The organism is Seinonella peptonophila (assembly GCF_900129355.1).
Classification (GTDB): domain Bacteria; phylum Bacillota; class Bacilli; order Thermoactinomycetales; family Thermoactinomycetaceae; genus Seinonella; species Seinonella peptonophila.
The window spans coordinates 165,593-181,919 of sequence record NZ_FQVL01000004.1 but is presented as its reverse complement, the minus strand read 5'-3'; the positions used below and the strand labels follow the sequence as shown (position 1 = coordinate 181,919).

The 16,327-nt window shown below is 41.3% G+C and carries 16 protein-coding genes and 1 tRNA gene; 3 read left to right on the top strand and 14 right to left on the bottom strand.

Translation table 11 applies throughout. The features are described from left to right. Window positions 1-714: 714 nt before the first annotated feature. Window positions 715-954: a hypothetical protein gene (locus tag BUB71_RS19095; RefSeq protein ID WP_139279049.1), complete on the top strand. Its 240-nt coding sequence runs from the start codon at window positions 715-717 to the stop codon at window positions 952-954. A 158-nt stretch (window positions 955-1,112) separates the two neighbouring features. Then, window positions 1,113-1,757: a hypothetical protein gene (locus BUB71_RS19090; RefSeq protein WP_139279048.1), complete on the top strand. Its 645-nt coding sequence runs from the start codon at window positions 1,113-1,115 to the stop codon at window positions 1,755-1,757. 1,038 nt (window positions 1,758-2,795) lie between these two features. On the opposite strand, the gene BUB71_RS19545 is transcribed toward BUB71_RS19090, so the two are convergent. The 7 genes from BUB71_RS19545 to BUB71_RS09220 all read right to left on the bottom strand — a co-directional run bounded on the left by BUB71_RS19545 (window position 2,796) and on the right by BUB71_RS09220 (window position 8,425). Next, window positions 2,796-2,951, bottom strand: coding sequence for a hypothetical protein (locus tag BUB71_RS19545; RefSeq protein WP_175552324.1), 156 nt, complete (start codon window positions 2,949-2,951; stop codon window positions 2,796-2,798). Between the two features lie 207 nt (window positions 2,952-3,158). Beyond that, a tRNA-Ser gene (locus BUB71_RS09245) sits at window positions 3,159-3,250 on the bottom strand. 358 nt (window positions 3,251-3,608) lie between these two features. Then, the gene (locus BUB71_RS09240) at window positions 3,609-4,613 is read right to left on the bottom strand and encodes an NAD(P)/FAD-dependent oxidoreductase (protein WP_073154550.1); all 1,005 of its coding nucleotides are present in this window, start codon (window positions 4,611-4,613) and stop codon (window positions 3,609-3,611) included. A 15-nt stretch (window positions 4,614-4,628) separates the two neighbouring features. Beyond that, on the bottom strand, window positions 4,629-5,633 hold the full coding sequence (locus BUB71_RS09235; protein ID WP_073154549.1) for a FecCD family ABC transporter permease: 1,005 nt from the start codon (window positions 5,631-5,633) through the stop codon (window positions 4,629-4,631). Continuing rightward, complete coding sequence (locus tag BUB71_RS09230; protein ID WP_245815561.1) at window positions 5,630-6,643, bottom strand: FecCD family ABC transporter permease; 1,014 nt, start codon at window positions 6,641-6,643, stop codon at window positions 5,630-5,632. Before BUB71_RS09230 ends, BUB71_RS09235 begins: the two co-directional genes overlap by 4 nt. Window positions 6,644-6,665: 22 nt before the next feature. Beyond that, complete coding sequence (locus BUB71_RS09225; RefSeq protein ID WP_073154548.1) at window positions 6,666-7,589, bottom strand: iron-hydroxamate ABC transporter substrate-binding protein; 924 nt, start codon at window positions 7,587-7,589, stop codon at window positions 6,666-6,668. Window positions 7,590-7,609: 20 nt separating this feature from the next. Next, window positions 7,610-8,425, bottom strand: coding sequence for an ABC transporter ATP-binding protein (locus BUB71_RS09220; protein WP_073154547.1), 816 nt, complete (start codon window positions 8,423-8,425; stop codon window positions 7,610-7,612). Between the two features lie 730 nt (window positions 8,426-9,155). Between BUB71_RS09220 and BUB71_RS09215 the strand changes: the two genes are divergently transcribed. Further along, complete coding sequence (locus BUB71_RS09215; protein WP_073154546.1) at window positions 9,156-9,407, top strand: hypothetical protein; 252 nt, start codon at window positions 9,156-9,158, stop codon at window positions 9,405-9,407. A gap of 28 nt (window positions 9,408-9,435) precedes the next feature. On the opposite strand, the gene tadA is transcribed toward BUB71_RS09215, so the two are convergent. From tadA to BUB71_RS09180, 7 genes are all read right to left on the bottom strand, one after another. After that, window positions 9,436-9,915 (bottom strand): tRNA adenosine(34) deaminase TadA, encoded by a 480-nt coding sequence (gene tadA / locus BUB71_RS09210; RefSeq protein ID WP_073154545.1) that lies wholly within the window; start codon window positions 9,913-9,915, stop codon window positions 9,436-9,438. Further along, window positions 9,908-10,363 carry a Fur family transcriptional regulator gene (locus tag BUB71_RS09205; protein WP_073154544.1) on the bottom strand — a complete coding sequence of 152 codons (456 nt, stop codon included), beginning with the start codon at window positions 10,361-10,363 and terminating at the stop codon, window positions 9,908-9,910. The genes tadA and BUB71_RS09205 overlap by 8 nt, the downstream gene beginning before the upstream one ends. A gap of 79 nt (window positions 10,364-10,442) precedes the next feature. Beyond that, window positions 10,443-11,270 carry a metal ABC transporter permease gene (locus BUB71_RS09200; RefSeq protein WP_073154543.1) on the bottom strand — a complete coding sequence of 276 codons (828 nt, stop codon included), beginning with the start codon at window positions 11,268-11,270 and terminating at the stop codon, window positions 10,443-10,445. Beyond that, window positions 11,267-11,992 carry a metal ABC transporter ATP-binding protein gene (locus BUB71_RS09195; protein WP_073154542.1) on the bottom strand — a complete coding sequence of 242 codons (726 nt, stop codon included), beginning with the start codon at window positions 11,990-11,992 and terminating at the stop codon, window positions 11,267-11,269. Before BUB71_RS09195 ends, BUB71_RS09200 begins: the two co-directional genes overlap by 4 nt. After that, on the bottom strand, window positions 11,989-12,924 hold the full coding sequence (locus BUB71_RS09190; protein WP_139279047.1) for a metal ABC transporter solute-binding protein, Zn/Mn family: 936 nt from the start codon (window positions 12,922-12,924) through the stop codon (window positions 11,989-11,991). Before BUB71_RS09190 ends, BUB71_RS09195 begins: the two co-directional genes overlap by 4 nt. Before the next feature lie 211 nt (window positions 12,925-13,135). Further along, window positions 13,136-13,744, bottom strand: a complete 609-nt coding sequence (locus BUB71_RS09185) for a class I SAM-dependent methyltransferase (protein WP_073154541.1) — start codon at window positions 13,742-13,744, stop codon at window positions 13,136-13,138. A 158-nt stretch (window positions 13,745-13,902) separates the two neighbouring features. Continuing rightward, a complete protein-coding gene (locus tag BUB71_RS09180) occupies window positions 13,903-16,272 on the bottom strand; it encodes a right-handed parallel beta-helix repeat-containing protein (RefSeq protein WP_073154540.1) in 2,370 nt (789 codons plus the stop codon). Window positions 16,273-16,327 lie beyond the last annotated feature (55 nt).

Genomic DNA, 16,327 nt, shown 5'->3' with positions numbered 1-16,327 from the left:
CGAAACCCACATTATTTTATCATATCTTTCCGAAAATCGAATCCACTTGTACGATTTTCCGCATGCCTAGGTAACTGTTGTTATGAACAATTAGTATTGGAACGAGCAAGAAAGGCATCACATCTGTCATTGATGCGACAGATCACTTTTTAACTAAACTTTCTTGGTATGTGATCGTTTCTTATATAAATTTATTCTATAATAGGATAAACATAGCGTATAGACACATCAACTCGTTCGATATGAGCTCCAGGAGGTTCCATGTTTCGTAAGCTCATGAACTTGATTAGTGGACTGCGAGGTCAGGCAACTGGCAGCACCGTCGGTGACGCTTCCCAGCAGATCGTCGGCTCTACCGTCGGAGGAGACATCACTCAGGATCGCGGGAGTTGAGGGTGATTTCACCCTGAACTGGACCTGACCAGTGGAACGACAAAATCTCCATGAAAATAAACCTTCGTGGATGATCTATTTAGTACAATACAATTTATCGGCACTCTGCTTCTTCTCTTACAATAAACAAAAATAGAGGTGTAAGAATGCGTGGGTTTTCCGATGGACAAAAAAGAGCAATCAAAAAAAGAGATAACGATTGTTGCCAACTATGTTTGTCCACAAAGCGACAACGCCAGATCCATCATCTATTCTCTCAAAGCTCCTATCCATTGTTAGCAAACATCTTGCACAATGGATTGACTCTATGTGAGATATGTCATGTTAAATTCAATGATTTTTGTCCCAATGGGACAAATAGCGGAGAAGGCGAAGTGGCGCTGGGGTTCCATGCGCAAACCAACGGCGATCACGGGGCACATTCCCGCGGTCGCCGTTCGGCGTTTTAACAGCATACCATCTAGTACAGTGACCCCTCATATTCAAGTACTATGCCAAAAGTCATATAGCCATTGTCTTGCTGAATTCATCAATCAATGCTGTCATTCAACCAAAAATTAGGATTCCATCAACACAAGTCAAATTCATGAAATTATTTGACTCTTCCCCCATCTTCTGCTTAAATGATTTACGTAAACGCCAATTACCCAGTGGAAAGCCCATTGGGAATCAAGCACTTCGGCTTGATGCAACAACTCCAAACAAGGATGGAGAAACCAGTGTCTGAGCAGACGGTTTCCGGGCTGGCCCAGCAGCTTCCGCTGAATGTTCTGACCGATTTCGGCGACCTTCGTCGTCGCCTGATGACAGAACAGGACGCACTCTCGCTGTTCCAGTTGCTCGGTGGGGACAAGAGCTTCGAATTCCTGCTCGTTTCCTGGGAGAACGTCCCCCAGCATCCGACCACGGAGGCTGACTTCGAGCAGATCGTCCGCGAGCTCCTCCGCAAGCACAGGGAGGAGGAGTTCATTCCCTACATCATCGAACGGCTCGACTGCACCGTCATCGGACTTGACCTGTACACCGTTCATCCCGGATGTAAAGCGAACGAGGTCGAGATCATGTTCATCGTCGGCGAACGGTACCGTTCGAGTGCACAGAGCCGCGGATGCGGCTACTTCCAAGCCGCTACATTCTCCAGCATGAAGATCCTCGCCAATCATGGCTTCACCTCGACCCGCTGGATCGACAGGGAGCGAAATCCACAGTCGTGGAAGGCCAACTGCGCCATTGGCAAGGTGGATCGCACTGTCAAATACGATGGTCACCGCTACGAGGTCCTCGTAGTCACCCCGGAGGAGTGGCCTGACGCTGGCACGATCCTGTGGGACAAATACGAGCAACGAATCACCCAAGCTGCCTGAACAGACATAAACGACGTCCTCCACTTGAGCCAACTCAAACGGGGAGGGCGTCGTCCGTTCCACATCCATTAACTAAGGAGTCACCATACATGCCCGTCAAGCTACAGTGTGAATCACAGGTAAATCGAGTTTTATATAACTTCTGGTCTTTAAAAGATTTTGGGCGTTGCCTATGTTTATACCCTATCTCGCTCGAAAATCGCTTAATTCACAAAAAAATAACGAGCCTTTCGGCTTGTTTGTTATACTTTTTATTCGAGATGTATAGCATGGATTTCTATGCACTACGATTCATATTCCTTTCAAACTGATTAGCTTGATGGGCATGTACTGTGACCCCTATTAGCAAACCATTCGTTTTTCATTATCGCCAATCTATAATATCAGCTATTTCACAATCCTGTTCTCCATGGCCTTGCTTGCCTCTCACAAATTTTAATCTTTTGCGCTATCCTTCCCATGTAAGTGTTTGAGGCTTTGTCCAATATTTGTCTGATCAAATCTTTCCTGTCGGCTGGTAATTCCTTACACACACAATCAATCGCTAGAACGATTCGTTCCAATTGCTCAAGTCGTCTATGTCCCATTAATGAAGTGTCTAAGCAAGAACAAGCTGAATTAATGAAAGGAAATAACAAAATCTAACAATGATTGCAAACAATCCATACAACCCCAAAATAGTTTTTAGCATTAGCTAATTGAAAAGAACCCTCTGCTAACGACAGAAGGTTTAAACTGAAGAAAAAGCACTTCTGAAAATGGTTTTCAGAAGTGCTTTCGTATGTTGAAAGATAAAATTTTGAGCAAATAACCAAAAAATCGATGTGGATGAAGAAATTCGCTATCATCAGATGGCGCAAATTTTTTTAGGTTCATGATAGCAATGACTAAAAACCTGGATAACCGCCCATGTTTACTACCTCCTTACACACTAAAATGTAAGCGATGTAATTCATTCATCAATACACAGACCAATTATCAAACATTCAAATCGATACCAATTTATTAAACACTTTTCAATAATATTAACGATTAAAATTATTTATAGATCGCCTCTAAAGTCAATTTTGTTGCTTTTCCTCCATCTACCCGTTCTCTCAATGGAGGAACCAAGATTCCAGTTTTTTTTAGCCTATAATATTTTCTTTCGCTAATCGTTAACTGATTACAAACACCTTTCACAGACATTTTCACCGCCAACTCCAACAGGAATGATTAAAAAATTAAAGAATATGGCGGGGCGCTCTCCGTGTTAACGGCTGAGGAGAAAGAGGTGATTGAAATGACCAAGGCATTAAACGATACAATCACTTTAACGAACTAAAGGTTTGCAATTTCGTTTGCAATTTGCCTTTTCGCGGCGATTTTCTAACCCCTTAGAATCGCCGAAAACCTTGATATTGGCGGAGAGGGTGGGATTTGAACCCACGGTGCGGTATGCGCCGCACAACGGTTTTCGAGACCGTCACCTTAAGCCACTCGGACACCTCTCCATGCTCGACAACAGATTATACAGGAATTTTTTACATAAGTCAAAGTTGTTACTTTAACTCTTTATGATAACAGTGAATGAAAATATCAATTACTGTCTGGTGCAACTAGTTTATCTATTGGCCAGGAGGATCAGATGGGATTTTTGGAGCTGGAGCGGCACATGCACCAATTGGCATGATTTACTTATGATTGAGATGTCACACAGTTTATCGATGCTAGTGCCAGCAACTTTAGCAAGCTGTTTGTCCATTTGGATCATTGATAAACAAACAATTTATCATAAACAACGTGAAACAAGGAAAGTTAGACCTGAGAACGTACTATGAATGGTTACAACGAAAGCAGCGTATGAGCTTGTTATTTCTTTAATTCCAATAGCTTCTCATGATGAGTCGAGTACATCGCCATCTCAAGGGCTTTGGGGTCAAGATATCTTTTTACGCTATTGATCGCTTTGGGGCCTTCTGTAAAGCCGCCGATGATTAATTTTAGCTTTGATGGATAGATTGCCGCATCACCAGCGGCAAAGATGCCTGGTAAATTGGTTTCCATATTTTCATTGACGACAAAGCGATTATTTTCCATCTGTAGTCCCCAATGAGCGATTCCGCCATAACTACCATGGATTCCATGATTCACGATCAATTCGTCAGCGGGAAGTGCCTTTTTCTCACCCGTTTTATTTGATTGAATGATCACTTTTTGCAGATAATGATCTTCTCCATCTAAACGTAGCAACCGATAGTCTGAAAAGACATCACATGTTTCTTTCATTTCATTTACAGATGATTCATGACCTGTAAAGTCTTCCCGGCGGTGGATAACGGTAACTGATTTTGCCACCTGCTTTAGTTCATTTGCCCAATCGACAGCACCATTACCCCCACCAGAAATGACAACATGCTGATCACGAAATTTTGATAGATCTTGAATAAAATAATGTGTTTGTGCAGTGAAACGCTCTGCACCTTTGACTTCGAGCGGTACGGGTTTAAAACGACCTGCTCCTACTGTTAACACAATGGTTCGGGTCAAATGGGTTTCACCTGTTGTACTTGTTAAGCGATAAATACGCTCCGACAAACTTTCCAGCTTTGATACAAATTGATTGAACACAATGGTCGGTTGAAATGTCTGCGTTTGTTGGGTTAATTGTTTGACAAGGTCTTGACCAGCGATTTCAGGAATTCCTCCAATATCACGAAGGATTTTCTGTGGATAAAACATGCTGATTTGTCCACCTAGCTCATTTCGACTTTCAATTAACTTTGTCTTCAAATCTCTCATCCCACTGTAAAATGTGCTGAACATGCCAATTGGCCCACCACCGATAATCGTCACGTCATAAATCGTTTGCGTCATCTTTTTGCCTCCCACTTAATTTTTTCGCAATAAATACATAAAGTATGGGGCTCCGATTAAAGCAAGCACAATTCCTGTAGGAATTCCATCTGGTTCAACGGCAACCCGCCCAATGGTATCGGCAAGTAGCAAAATGCTGCTGCCCAATATTGCCGTGAGTGGCAGAAAGGATTGATGTCTGGGCCCAGCAAGTCTCCGAGCAATATGAGGCGCGATCAGTCCTAAAAAACTAATGACACCTGTAACAGAAATTGCAGCCGATGCCAAGGCGGCGGCAAATAAAGTGAGAATTCTTCGTTCTCGCTCTACTGCAAGTCCTAAGCCAATCGATACCTGCTCATGCAATTGTAAGATGTTCATCTTATTCGCTCGCCACAATGTAGCGGGTATTAAAATAAGAACCCATGGAAGAAGTGCCCATACAAAAGGCCAGTCATCTCCCCAGATATTTCCCGCCATCCACTTGGCAAAGAAGTCGTATTGATTACGGTGTAAGGTAGAGGCAAAGATGTAAGAACCACCTGATCCGGCTGATGCTATTCCGATGCCAATTAAGACCATCTTTAGTGGTGATACACCTTCGCCAGCTTTCACAGCTAACAAATAGATGAGAAAAGCGCTACCCAAACCTCCGATCAGAGCAACAATTGGTAGATAATAGGCAAATGCCAGCGGCTGAGTATTCGAAACAACAAGGATCAGAACGACCATAAGAGCCGCGCCAGAATTAATTCCTAAAATTCCAGGGTCAGCCAAAGGATTACGTGTAATGCTTTGCAGTATTCCGCCAGATATTGCCAATGAAGCACCTGCCAAAATCACAACCAAAATTCGAGGCAAACGTAAGTCATATAATATAAATTGATCTGCTGCTGAACCGTTGCCGAATAAAGTACGAATCACTTGAATAGGCGAGATGGAAGCATTGCCGGTTCCTACACTGATAAAGAAAATCAGAATGAGCAAGAACATTCCACACCCCAGCAACCACCATCGCTTACCTTGCCATCTTTCGCTCATGTGGTTTTACTCCCCCTTCTCGCCAAAAATATAAAGTAGGGAACACCAATGAGGGAAATGATCGCACCGACTGGTGTTTCATACGGAGCGCTAATGATTCGCCCAATCGTATCAGCAATAATCATAAAAAGGCTACCTAAAAATGCTGAACAAGGAATCACCCAACGATAGTCGACGCCAACGAGGTAACGAACCATATGTGGGATCACTAACCCTACAAAAGTAATCATTCCAGCAACAGCTACCGAAACTCCCGCTAACATCAGAACTACACCCATCAGAATTATCTTCGTAACCGTCGTGTCTTGACCTAATCCTTTGGCAACTTCTTCATTTAGACTTAAAATGGTTAGATGCCGTGAATAGATTAGCGCGATGAAGATTCCGAGTAGTACCACCGGCGCAATATACTCAATTTGAACCCAGTTAACCCCTGTGATCCGTCCAATATACCAAAATGAGATATCTTGAGAGATTCGAAATAGAATCGCGGTTCCTTCAGCTAATGCAAGCAAAAAGAAATGTACAATCGCACCTGTTAATATAAGCCGAACAGGACTAGCATTTACTCGAACAGATCCCAAACGATAGACCAGGATAGCGCCAAACGCAGCTCCAACAAAGGCAGCCCCCATCTTACCCAGATAACCAACAGCAGGTATAAATGTAAAGATCAGCGCAAGGGCAAAACCGGCGCCGGCATTTAAGCCGAGCAGCCCCGGTTCAGCTAATGGATTTCGAGTGATTCCTTGCATAATAGCGCCTCCAACCGCTAAAGCGGCTCCTACCAAAATCGCGGCAATTTGCCGAGGTAAGCGGACTTCCATAATAATGGAACGAACCTCATCGGAAGGAGATCCAAACTGAAAAATCGTTTTCCAAACGGTCGTAAAATCAATGTTGGCTGCTCCAACAGAAATGGAGAAAACAAAGCTCAGCAACAATAGTACAGAGCTAATCAATAGAACAACTAAACCTCTTGCGCGTTTGTTGGTTTCCATGCTTACCATATATCAAAGTTCCTTTACTAGCTTACTTCGAGTTTAGTAACTTATCTTTGATAAACTCGAGTTCAGTCTCCAATGTGAGAGGGTCGTTAAAATAGAAGGACTTGGCGTCAGTTTCATAAACACGATTGTTCTTTACGGCAGGGATATTTTTCCACAAGTTAGATTCACTAAAAGAGGTATCCGTTTTTGTTCCTGTTTTACTTAGGAAGATATAATCACCAGCGTACTTTGGAATCGCTTCAGCAGAGAGGGCGTAAAATCCAGGTCCCATCGCATCTTTCACAACAGCTTCTGGCATTTTCAATTGAAGTGCTTGGTAAATCACTTCTGTTGCACGTCCCCAGTTATCACCGTAGACATACAGTTCTTTTTCATAGGCCTCCATCACCATCACTGTGGCATCTTGCCCGATTTTTGCTTTAATCTCTTTACTCGCTTTTGCCGTTTTCTTTTTCCATTGCTCAACCCAAGTTTGCGCTTCTTTCTCTTTTCCTAATAATTTTGCAATTGCTAAATGCTGATCTAAGTATTTTAGCTTTCCATAAGTGAATGCCACAGTAGGGGCTATTTTAGAGAGCTTATCAATATTTTTATTATGTGTACCCGTAATAATCAGGTCAGGTTTTAATTCAACAATTTTTTCAATATTATCTGGCGAAATAGTGGTAACATTTTTTAATTTAGGAACTAGAATTTTACTATCTTTTGCATTTTGCATCACACCAACCGGGGTGAATCCTAAAGCAAGTACATCTCCTGCATACGTTTCAGTGGCGACAATAATTCGTTTAGGATGAACAGGAACTTTCACGACACCTTTTTCCGTTTGGAAATCTTTCATTTCCCCACTTTTTGAATCTGAAAGGGATTGTCCTCCACAGGCGGTTAAAATGCAGATAAAACTTAATGTAAGAAGACTGATCCAGATATGCTTTTTTCTGAACATCTTTTCTTTTACTCCTTTATCTATAAACTGATTTGTTTCTGTTCCACCTGTTCAGGAAGAAGATCATAGGTGAGACAGACCGGCTTTTGCGTTCTGGGGTCTTTCCCGATCTGCGCATCAATTGAAAAAACCTCCGCTAATACTGCTGTGGTCATCACTTCACTTGGCTGCCCCGCTTTCACAACGATGCCTTCCTTTAAAGCAATCATATAATCGGCAAAACGGGCAGCATGGTTTAAATCATGTAGTACCATAATAATGGTCTTCTTTTCAGTTCGATTCAGTTGCTCCAGGAGTTGCATTATTTCTAACTGATGGCATAGATCAAGATATGTGGTCGGTTCATCAAGTAAAATAATCGACGTTTCCTGTGCAAGTGCCATGGCAATCCAGACGCGTTGTCGTTGTCCACCTGATAAAGCCTCTACATCACGATGTTTCAAATGTGCAATTCCTGTTGATTCCAAAGCCCAGTTCACATAATCCAGATCGTACTTTGACATACGTCCAAATCCCTTTTGATAGGGAAACCGCCCACAGGCAACGAGCTCCCCAACAGTTAATCCTTCAACAGCTTCGGGAATTTGTGGTAAAATCGCCATTTTTTGAGCAAGTATCTTTGTCGATTGCAAGCGAATCTCTTTTCCATCCAGTAGCACAGAACCAGCTTGAATTGGAATAATCCTTGAAATCGCTTTAAGAAAAGTCGATTTGCCACATCCATTCGAGCCGATAATGGCTGTGATCTTCCCTTGAGGTAAACTGATTGATAAATCTTTTATAACTAATTGAGAACCATAAGCGATCTGCAAATGCTCTGTTTTCAAACTCTGCATAGTGACCCCCGATCTATTCTTATTGCCGCTTACGCTGTAATTGATTATCATTATCATTTAGATAGTATCGTGTCACTTTTTATTTGTCAACATATAAATTTATTCCGTTATCAATAACGTTTATAAATATCAATAACATTTATAAAATTTAAATCTATCCAAATCCGTCCAAGAGTACTCCCACTTCTACAAGCGGTGAGGTGAATGGGACGTGGTTCAGTATCCCTTTTGCGGGGATCCTTAGAACCACTTTTTTTGTTAGAATAGTTGTAGCTTTTTGAAAACTGAAGATATGGGGTTGTTGCTGGAAAGGGTCAGTAACGTAAAATCTTCAACCACCCAGCTCACCGAAGTTGCGAAAACCAAGCGAAAGTAGGGAGCATAGCAGAGCATACTTTGTTTTCACCGCTGGGACGGCGGGTAGAGCCTGCTAAGATAACTGGACGTTGGTCTGGTGTTCGCAGGAATCTACCACCTCTGTAGGTCGTAGTAGTTCAAAGCAAAATACATGCACCCATAGTAAAAGCCACCCTTTAGGCAGCTTTTATAAAACACTCTCATATTCTTGATGATTATTATAAAAAAAGAAAATCCTCTCCAAAAAAGGGTGAATATTATGTCTATTTTATACACGTGACCGCGGGGTATCCCACGGTCACTCTCATTTACCAATATGAATGACAACAATCAATCCGACGTTAGATCAGTCGTAGTCGCAGTGACGGCATCCATGCGTGCAGCAAACGAGACAGATGCTGCACGCATTATTGGTGCAACACTCAGCTCCACACTCAATGGGGGTAAAGCTGTCGTTCGTATTATTGCCATTCATCACTTTAATTTGCTCCTCACGAACCTACCACTATATCCAATGGCAGATAAAACCACTTTCGCATTTTATTTACCACATGATGACCTATTACAAACCATTCTCATATTGATCAATTTCTATAACCGGTTTATGATCTTTTCTAGAAAATAGACTAGTACCATTCGCTTATTTTCATACATTAACCTTTTTTCCTTTTACGCAATTTCCGAAAGAAAAGCTTGAGTAGTTCTGCACACTCCTGCTGGCGAATTCCACGAACCACTTCGGTTTGATGGTTAAATCGCTCCTCTGTTAACAGATGAAACAGTGTGTCTACACAGCCCGCTTTTGGGTCAACCGTACCATAGATACAAGTTCGCATACGTGCTTGGATGATCGCCCCAGCGCACATCGGGCACGGTTCTAAGGTGACATAAATATCGCATTCCTCTAAACGCCAGTCACCCATGAACTCTGCTGCTGCTCGAATTGCACAAATCTCGGCATGTGAAGTAGGATCATGGGAGGTTTCACGAAGGTTATGACCTCTTCCGATGATTTGTCCCTGATAGACCACAACTGCACCAATCGGCACTTCGTCTATGATCTCTGCCTTTTTCGCTTCTTGAATCGCCTCATCCATATAGTATTCATCAGAATACGGCTGCCTCTTATCCATGCTGATTGATTAGCTCTCCTGATGAATGCTTTTCTACATTTGAACATCCTGAACAGATTCCATATATCTCAAACTTATGACCGGTTATTTCAAAGTTATCCGGCTGCCCTAGGATCGCTTGCATGGGACAAACTTGCAATGTTTGTGTTCGACCGCATCGCGTACAAATCAGATGATGATGATGTGTCTCCCCATCACATTGAAATCGATAACGGCGCTCCCCATTCCATTCTGTTGCCTCAATGATTCCTAAATCTTCAAACAGAGATAAATTACGATAGACCGTATCAAAACTGAGGCCCGGAAAATCACTTTGCATATAATCAAGAACTTCTTTCGCAGTTAAATAGCGTCCTTGTTCTTGGAAAATATTTACGAGCAACTCTCGTTTACCTGTATATTTATAGCCGTTCTCTTTTAAAATCGTGAGTGCCTGATTCAGATCCATATTAACGCCCCCAAAACCGGCTCGATTTAGTCCATATTGTAACCGAAAGTGGGCAAAAATGCGAATCGAGAACTCTCAGTTATCCTCTAAAAATCCAGCGTCGAACCGCAACTGTCATAAAAAAGATACACACAGAGACAAGTACAATCGTTCCGCCAGAAGCCCAATTTAAATAATATGAACCAATTAAACCAATCATCACAGCTAACTCGGCGAAGATGATTGCATATAGCAATGCCTGTCGAAAACTCTTTGCAATCTGCAAGCTGCTAGCAACTGGAATTGTCATCAGAGCAGATACCAGTAAACTACCAACAACGCGAATGCTGATTGAGATCACAAGTGCGACCAATAAAATAAAAATACCATTAATCAGATGATGCCGAATCCCCATCAGACGAGCATATTCCTCATCAAAACTGAGCGCAAATAGCTCTTTGTACAGCAATACGATGACCAACAGTACAATCAAACCCACAATTGAAATCATCTTCACTTCTTGCACCGTAATATTTAAGATATTGCCAAATAAATATCCTGCTACATCTGCATTAAATCCACCACTTGCACTAATAAAGATGACACCAACTGCCATGCCAAAAGAAAGCATGATCGGGATCGCTAATTCTTGATAAGTGCGATATAAGCGACGAATTCTTTCTACAAATAATGAACCAACAAGCGAAAAGAACATGCCAAAATATAGTGGTTGTAGAAAGGCGAACGCCGGGAAATTTTTTTGCACCAATAAACCTGCCGCAATCCCAGAAAGGTTCACATGGGATAAAGCCTCAGCAATAAGAGAAAGACGACGAACAACAAGGAACAAGCCAACTAAAGGCGATAAAAAGCCTACAATCACTCCTGCAATGAATGCTTGTTGCATAAATGAAAATGTAAAGATCATAGAATACTCCTTATTGTGGAAACACCAAATAAATTAGGTAATAATTCTTTTTGTTCTCGTAAGAATTCCTGTGTCGAACCATAAAAATAAATCGATTGGTTTAGACAAAGAACACGATCCACATCACTGATTACTTCATCTAAATCATGGCTAACGAGTAAAATAGATAATCCTTGTTGATGAAGCTGTTTTAAAAGTTGATAAAATTGTTCTTTTGCCTGTACATCAATCCCTACTGTGGGTTCATCTAAAATTAGTAATTGCGGATTGCTCATCAATGCACGAGCTATATATACTCTTTGTTGCTGACCTCCTGATAATTGACTTAATTTTCGACTGGCGAATTCTGTTAAGCCTACCTGATCAAGTGCTCGTTCAACTCCTTGCCAATGCTTTGATCCCATCCAGCGTAAAAGTCCAATTTGTCCATAGCTTCCTGATGCCACAACTTCACGAACAGTAGCAGGAAAATCAGCCAAACCGCGATTTGCTTGCTGTGCCACATATCCTACACGACTTCTTTGAATTTGAATCTGTCCATCTTGTTGCTGCAAAAGCCCTAAAATTAATTTGATCAATGTTGACTTTCCAGAACCATTTGGACCGATCAATACCGTATATTCCCCCGAATACATGGATAATGAAACATCTTTTAAGACATATTGTTTACCGTATCCAAATGAAACATTTTCTACTTGAAGAAATGCTTGTCCATTCATCATTGACTCTCCAATGCTTTCGCTAGATTCTGACGGTTTTGCTCCATCACTGTAAAGTAATCAGATCCTTGGTCCATTTCTTTCTTTGTTAAACCTTCCAAAGGGTTAAGTGTAAGTACAGTTGCATGTGCTTCCCGCTGAATTGTTTGTGCAACTTTGGGATGTACCAGTGTTTCAAAGAAAATATATTTTAACTGATGTGCCTGCATCGTTTGGACAATGGATGTTAGTTCTTTTGCACTTGGTTCATCAACTGGTGAAATGCCAGAAACTGCGATTTGTTCTAATCCATATTTTTTTGCCAGATAAGCAAAAGCGGAATGAGAAACAACAAATTCTTTCTTTCCAGCCCGATTTACCATTTGTTGAAACGATTGATCCAATTGATCAAATTGTTTGGCAAGCTGATCCATATTTTTTTGATAAGTATCTTTATGCTTTTCATCTACTTTCATCAGTGCTTGTGTAATTTGCTCCGCTTGCTTCTTTGCTAAGGCTGGATCCAGCCAGATATGTGGATCAACACCATGTCCATGCTCCTCTTTTTCATGTTCAGCTCCTTCTCGTTCAGCTATAGTCAACAATCCCTTCGAAACCTCAACCCAACGCTTTTGATTGGAATCACTCTGTTTTACCTTTTCTAGCCAATTCTCAAATCCACCGCCATTGTACAAGATGAGATCAGCTTCTTGCAAAGCAGCACGCTGCTTAGGCAACAGTTCAAAATCATGAGGCTCAACTCCAGGTGGTACCAAGTTATGAACCTGTACTTGATTTCCACCAATTCTTTTCGCAAAATACTCTATCGGGTAAATACTTGTATAAATGAGTAACTTTCCAGGTTGTTTAGTAGGAATTTGGGCAGTTTGGCAACCACTGATGATGATCATACTTATGAGTAAAAGCATGTACCAAACCTTTCTGCTAATGAACACAAGGTAAACCTCCAATGAATAATAGTTTTTTTGTTTAGCTTGTTTTTATTATATTTTAGATGCAACTAAATGTAAATCGTAATTATTACGTTTTTTATCATACCAGAATTTTATCCCTAAAGTGATAGCATTTCCTCCAGCGAGACGCTTACTCATCATTGATGGACAAAAAAATCTCCATCACTGACGGAGTGATCGAGATTTCCCTTGTTCATATGGTTAAAAGAGTATTCTTTTTCCTATCTAACTTTAAGTGGATACATGGATCTTTTCGACAGATGTAAACAAAGCTAGGAGGCAAGTTAAAAGGAATAAATCTGGTGTCGACATGAGGAAAATATTCTTCAAATAGCCCACGCATTTGTAATGAATATTGATAGGCAATAAAAACTCCTTTTTGAGCTAGCACTTGTTGAATTCCCTTGAGTAAAATTACTCGTTCTTTCATTGAAAAATTAGCAAATGGCAAGCTAGAAATAATGCAATCAACTTGATGTACTCCATTCATCTCCAATTCGAAAGATAATTGTTTTGCATCACTGCAATGGATCATCTGCGGATAACGAGCTTTTAATGCCTGTGCCAATTTGGAGTCTTGTTCAAAGATGTAGACATGGGAATCATCTCGAATTCGTCTAGCGATTTTCCTTGTTAACACCCCCGTTCCAGCTCCTAATTCTACAATTGTTTTCACTTTTGCCCAATCGACTGGGTCTAATAATGCTTCAACTAAGAACCGAGAGCTTGGTGTCACACTACCAATTTTCTTGGGATTTTGTAAAAAACGCGAGAGAAATTGAACTCGTTGTCTCCACGACATGATTGTATCTCCCTTCACTTGATCCACATGCTAAATATTTTCATTCTTCCCTGCCTCAACGAAAAAATGAAGAATGAAACGAAATAACACATTTTCTTATTTTATTAAATCGAGTGAAAAATAGGAAGTTTTACAATCGATTTTCCATTGGATATAGACTAACTCCTCTCTACCCATTTTCCTGATTGCCAGATCAATGTTAATGTACGTCGTCGTTCATTTAAGATCAGTTCAGGGCCACTATGGGATAGAAGCATGTTAGCGCCTTGTTTGATTACCCATTCTCCCTGAGTCGTGACCAATGTTAGTTGCTGTCCTTCCACCCAGCCATCAGGAATGGGGTCAGACGCAGATGGAAAGCCCGATCCTTCAAGCAGAAGGGATGAGCTATTTCCGTTTAAAAATAGTTGGTCTTGCGATATTCTCCAATTTTTCTCTGCCCGAAAACGGGCTGTTCGGTCACTGCGAATGTTATTGATATAACCTTGATTTCCAACGGTATAAATCTGTTTTGGCTGATTTGTAAATTGACATTTAGGGGATTTTTGCACGGAGAGTCCATCAATCACGAATTCTTTAAATGATCCAGTACCCGAAAGCTCAAGTAAAAATGAATGAATGCTCTGACAATCGATATTGTATAGAGATACTCGCCTTTCTTTTCCTTGATAACAGAGAAATGCCGATTGGCAATTTTTAATCCGCGAGTCGCGCACTGTAATCGCACAATCATCTTCATTTACCAACTGGACTTTACCACCGACTTGTAATGCCACACCACGACGAAAGCCGGTAATATCACAACCTGTAATTGTAACATCCGACTCTACAGGATAAATACGAATGCCTGCATTGCACCAGACTGCAGGCAATTTCACGCCATCATATCGTAATGTGCAATCGCGAACAACGGCATTCTTACATGGTGAATACCAGTAAATAGCTGCTGTCGTAGGATTTTGAATCACAGCCGTACAATCGATCACTCGAAAATTGTGGAAGGTACATTTTCGTCGATCAGCGAATCCCTGACTATCTGCGACAAATCCTGAACCAATCGAATGAAGGGTTTGACAACCACGAAATGTTATATCGCTACAACATCCGTTATGACTCATGACAAAAGCGGCACCTTGTGAATTGTAGTCAAAAACATGTTCGATAGTCGCATCAAATGTACTATCCAAATCAACGGAATGACGACAATCTAGTGTATATCCATTCTGAATCAAGATATGACTACAGCCTCCATAACATTGCACACCATAACCTTGACCGCTTCCTGTATGTTGTGGTTTGAGAAATCGAAAATCACGAACCGTTATATGCATGGACTTCAGAATTTGTACACCAGATCCTGCGCCTCGATCTCCTTGAATCTCTTCGATCATCCCGCCACGAATATACTGTAAGGTCAGCCCATTCCCTGACTCAGAACCTTCTTTCAGTCGATATTTAAAATTTTTAACCTTGATATTATTTAGTGGATGAATCCGATAAATATTAACTCCTTTTGTAGAGATCTGTTTGGGCAGCCGGACAAAATCACGTAAAATCAGCCGTGTGGAGGCGGATTGAAACTTCAGGTTTCGAAAGTAAATCGTTCCATATGAACCTGGCGTCTCTGTCTCCACTTCTAGAAAAATTTTGCAGAATGCTGAACCTGCCGGAGGTTTTATATTGTGCAGGCGAATCGTTGACCAATTAAATGGGGTAAAGTCTGAGACATATTCTCTACCGATTATTTTTGACGCTCGATCATACCAGACTAGATAACAGGATCCTTCAAAATCTCCAGATGCTTCTGCTACTTTTGTTTCCACCTGAAATGTGTAGACTTGATCTTGTTGCAGTGGAATACTTTGCACAATTCCAGCACGTGTGGGCACCGCGACTCTGGGTAACTGAATCACTTGTGCTTGCAGTTCTTTTGATGCTTGAAAGATTTCACTTAATGGATGGTTCGAATAGCTTGAAAACTGATCGACTACTCCATCTCTATCAGAGTCTAAAACCATTGCTGCATTTCGGACAAGGTTTTGATTTTGATTTACTACTGCTTCTATTTCATGAATTTCAGTATTCATATCCATCTGTTGATCCGCATTTCTTCGAGTATCGTCTGTCAGGATGATGACATCGCCCTCTTGAAATGATGGCGTAGTCGATAATAAGATTTCCCGATCCCCTCTTTTTAAGGGCTTGGACAATATGTAATTCCGCTGATCTCTCGAGCCCTCTATTCGTAAAATATCACGGTTAGGCGCGGTTGCTTCAATTGTTGCATTACCTTGGAAGATGACAGAAATATTTTTATGGATAGTCAAACTATCTGCGAAATAATAGCCGTCAGGAACCACTAATTCCCCACCGACCGGTGTTTTCGCTATGGCACGTTGAAACCGTCCACAGTCATCCCGTTCACCGGGCAATGCTGGAAAATCGCTCAAATAGGTTCGTCGCTTCTTGATCTGATCAATTGAAGATTTTAGCTTAGACCATGAAGGATAAAATGATTCCCGACTCATAAGCACCTCTCCTTTGTTTCTTCCGCACACTTCGATCTCAACTATATGAATATGC